At 72.7% G+C, this 4339-nt stretch carries 1 protein-coding gene; it reads left to right on the top strand.

From position 1 onward, the window contains the following. Positions 1 to 4339: condensation domain-containing protein (locus tag AB0C36_RS42555; protein ID WP_358365025.1), on the top strand; the 4339-nt coding region annotated here is incomplete at both ends.

Genomic DNA, 4339 nt, shown 5'->3' with positions numbered 1-4339 from the left:
ACCGACCACCAAACCAAAATCCGCGGCCACCGCATCGAACCCACCGAAATCGAAACCACCCTCACCACCCACCCCCACATCACCCACGCGGCGGTCGTACCGCTGCCCGGACCGGACGGCGCCGCGCGGCTGGTCGGGTACGTCGTGCCCGACCCGGAGGCCGGGCGCGGCGCGACCGGCGAGGCCGAGCAACTCGCCGAGTGGCAGCAGATCTACGACGCGGAGTACGCCGAGATCGGCACCGCGCTGTTCCGCGAGGACTTCGCCGGCTGGGACAGCAGCTACGACGGCCGCCCGATCCCGCTCCACCACATGCGCGAATGGCGGGACGCCACCGTGGCCCGCATCGCCGCGCTGGCCCCCGCGGACCGGCCGCGCCGCATCCTGGAGATCGGCGTCGGCACGGGCCTCCTGATGGGCCGTCTGGCGGCGGACTGCGAGGCGTACTGGGCGACCGACTTCGCGGCCCCGGTGATCGCCAAGCTGCGTGCCGATCTGGAGCGCGACCCCGTGCTCGCGGCGCGGGTGGAGCTGCGGGTGCGCCCCGCGCACGACCTGTCGGGTCTGCCCCAGGGCTTCTTCGACACCATCGTGGTCAACTCGGTGGCGCAGTACTTCCCGAGCGCCGACTACCTGACCGACGTCCTGCGCCGGGCCGTGGAACTGCTCGCTCCCGGCGGCGCGGTGTTCCTCGGCGACGTACGGGACCTGCGCCTCGCCCGGATCTTCCACACCGCGATCCAGTTGGAACGCGCCGACGCGGCCGCGGACGACACCGAAGTACGCGCCGCCATCGAACGGTCCCTGGTCTGGGAGAAGGAACTCCTGGTCGACCCCGGCTACTTCGCGGCCCTGCCGGAACACGTGCCCGGGCTGGCGGGAGTGGACGTCCTGGTCAAGCGGGGCACCGAGCACAACGAGTTGTCGCGCCACCGGTACGACGCGGTCCTGCGCCGCGCCTCGGGCCCGGCCGACGACACCGGGGCGGCCGTCCCGGAGGCCACCGAAGTCCCCTGGTCCGACACCGGACTGGCGGACCTCGCCGACCGCCTGGCAACCGGCGCCGCGTCCGAAAGCCCGCAAGTCCCCCTAGGACGCGGCAGCGCGCCGGTGTCACTGCGGGTGACCGGCATCCCCAACGCCCGTCTCGCCGGGGAGGCCGCGGCCGCCCGGGTGCTCGCGGACGGCGGCACCGTCGCCGAGGCACGCGAGGCCCGGGACCGGCGGCGTCCGGAAGCGGTCGAGCCGGAGGACCTGTACGTGCTCGGCGCGCGGCACGGCCACCACGTGGCGGTCACGTGGTCCGCGCATCCGGACGGCAGCTGCGAGGCGGTGTTCACCCCCGACCGGGTGGCCGCCCGCGCGGTCGCGCCGTACACCCCCAGCGTGCTCAGGCCGACGCTTGCCGCGTACACCAACAATCCGGCCGCGACGCGCGAAGCCGGGACGCTCGTACCGCGCCTGCGCGAGTACCTGCGCGAGCGCCTGCCGGACTACATGGTGCCGAGCGCCTTCGTGGTGCTCGACCGGCTGCCGCTGACCGTCAACGGCAAGCTGGACCTGCGCGCGCTGCCCGCTCCCGAGGCGGCGGTACGCCCCGCCGGGCGGGCTCCGGAGACCGCCGAGGAGAAGGCGGTGTGCGCGCTGTTCGCCGAGGTGCTCGGCGTCGCGGACGTCGGCGCCGACGACGACTTCTTCGATCTCGGCGGCCACTCGCTGCTCGCCGCGCGGCTGACCGCCAAGGCCCGTTCGGTACTGGGCGTGGAGCTGAGCATCCGGGACGTGTTCGGCGCCCCGAACCCGGCCGCGCTCGCCGAGCGCATGGGGCCGCTCGGCGACCGCGACGCGTCGGACACGCGTCCCGTGCCGGCGCCGCGTCCGCGGCCCGAGCACGTGCCGCTCTCGTACGCGCAGCGCCGCCTGTGGCTGCTCGGCCAGTTCGCGGACGCGGGCACCGCCTACCACGAGCCGGTCGCGGTGCGGCTGCGCGGCGCGTTGGACACCGAGGCGTTGCGGGCCGCGGTCCGCGACGTCGCGGCGCGGCACGAAGCGCTTCGCACGGTCTGTGTGGAGGCTCCCGGGGCCGGCGGGGACCCGGGCGACCATCTCGCTCAGCACCTGGTGTCCGCGGATCACCCGGCGTTCGACGTCGAGTTCGTGTCGGCGCAGGACTCCGGTAGCGAGAACACCCGCGGCGCAGGCGGCAGCGGCGTCGACGCCGAGACGCGCGTCACCGCCCTCGTCGCCGAAGCCGTGCGCCGACCGTTCGACCTGGCCGCCGATCCGCCCTTGCGCGTCTCGGTGTTCACGACGGCTCCGGACGAGCACGTGCTCCTTGCGGTGTTCCACCACATCGCGGTCGACGAGTGGTCGATCCGGCCCTTCGCCCACGACCTGGCTGCCGCGTACGCCGCACGCCACGCGGGCAGCCCGCCCGACTGGGACGACCTTCCGGTCCAGTACGCGGACTTCACCCTCTGGCAGCGTGACCTGCTCGGCGACCCGGACGACGCGGACAGCTTGCACGCCCGGCAACTCGCCTACTGGCGCGAGGAACTCGCGGGCATACCACAGGAAGTGCCGCTGCCGACGGACCGCCCGCGGCCGACGCTGGCCACGTACCGCGGCGGAACCGTCGAGGCGATGCTGCCCGCGGATGCGGCCGACCGGCTGCGGGCCATCGCCCGTGCCTCGGGGGCGAGTTCGTTCATGGTGTTCCAGAGCGCCGTGGCGCTGCTGCTGCACCGCCTGGGCGCCGGGGACGACATCCCCCTCGGCAGCCCGGTCGCGGGCCGCGACGACGAGGCGCTCGGCGACCTGATCGGGTTCTTCGTCAACACCGTGGTGGCGCGGGCCGATGTGTCGGGCGACCCCACATTCGCCGAACTCCTCGCCCGGATGCGCGAGACCGACCTGCGCGCGTTCGCGCACCAGGACCTGCCGTTCGAGCGGCTGGTCGAGGCCCTCAACCCGGTGCGCTCGCAGGGCCGGAACCCGCTGTTCCAGGTCATGGTCGGCTACCAGAACCAGGCCGTGGGAACGGTCGACTTCCCCGGTTTGACGGTCGAAGGGGCGCGGTTCACGCCGCCCACCGCGAAGTTCGACCTGGACTTCGTGTTCCGCGAGACCAGCGACACCGGCGCCCCGGTCGGGCCGCTGGAGGTCGCGATCGAGTACGCCGCCGACCTCTTCGACGCGGAGACCGCCGAGACCCTGCTCGCCCGGCTGGTACGCCTGCTGGAACTGGTCGGCGAGGCACCGGACCGACGCATAGGCGACTACGAACTGCTCTCCGACGCGGAGTCGGCGCAGGTCCTGGTGGCCTGGAACGACAGCGCGCACGACCTGCCCGACGTGACGATCGCGGAGATGCTGGAGGAGCAGGCGGCCGCCGAACCGGACGCCGTGGCCCTGGTGTTCCGACCCGACACCCCGGACGCGGTCACCTGGACCTACCGCGAACTCAACGAACGCGCCAACCGCATCGCCCGCCTGCTACAGGCGCACGGCGCGGGGCCGGAGCGCGTGGTCGCGCTGGGACTTGCGCGTACGCCCGACATGGTGGCGGCGTTGTTCGCGGTGCTGAAGACCGGCGCCGCGTACCTGCCCCTCGAACTCGACCTGCCCGCACAGCGCCTGGCCCTCCTGTTGGAGGACACCGGGCCGGTGTGCGTGCTGGCCGCCGAGGCGTCCGCGGACCGCTTGCCCGAGGACGCGGAACCGCTGCTGCTGGACGCGCCCGAAGTGGCCGCCTTCGTCGCGGCGTTCTCGGGTGCGGATCTGACGGATGCGGAGCGTCCGGGCTTCACCCGGGCCGATGCGCATCGCCTGGACCACCCCGCGTACGTCATCTACACCTCCGGCACCACCGGTCGCCCCAAGGGCGTGGTCACCCCCTACCGCGGCCTGACCAACATGCAGTACAACCACCGCCGCCACATCTTCGACCCCGTCGTCGCCCAAGCCGGACGACGCCTACGCATCGCCCACACCGTCTCCTTCGCCTTCGACATGAGCTGGGAAGAACTCCTCTGGCTCGTCGAAGGCCACGAAGTCCACATCTGCGACGAACAACTCCGCCGCGACGCCCACGCCCTCACCCACTACCTCAACCACCACCACATCGACGTCATCAACATCACCCCCACGTACGCGCAACACCTCTTGGACGAAGGACTGTTGACCGGCGAGCACCGGCCGTGCCTGGTGCTGCTCGGCGGTGAGGCGGTCTCCGACACGGTGTGGTCGGCGTTGCGGGAGACCCCGGGCGTGCTGGGCTACAACCTCTACGGCCCCACCGAATACACCATCAACACCCTCGGCGCCGGCACCGACGAAT

It is taken from the genome of Streptodolium elevatio, from assembly GCF_040649515.1.
Classification (GTDB): Bacteria; Actinomycetota; Actinomycetes; order Streptomycetales; family Streptomycetaceae; genus Yinghuangia; species Yinghuangia elevatio.
Note: the sequence above shows the minus strand (reverse complement) of the source record. Positions and strands in the feature narration are given on the sequence as shown.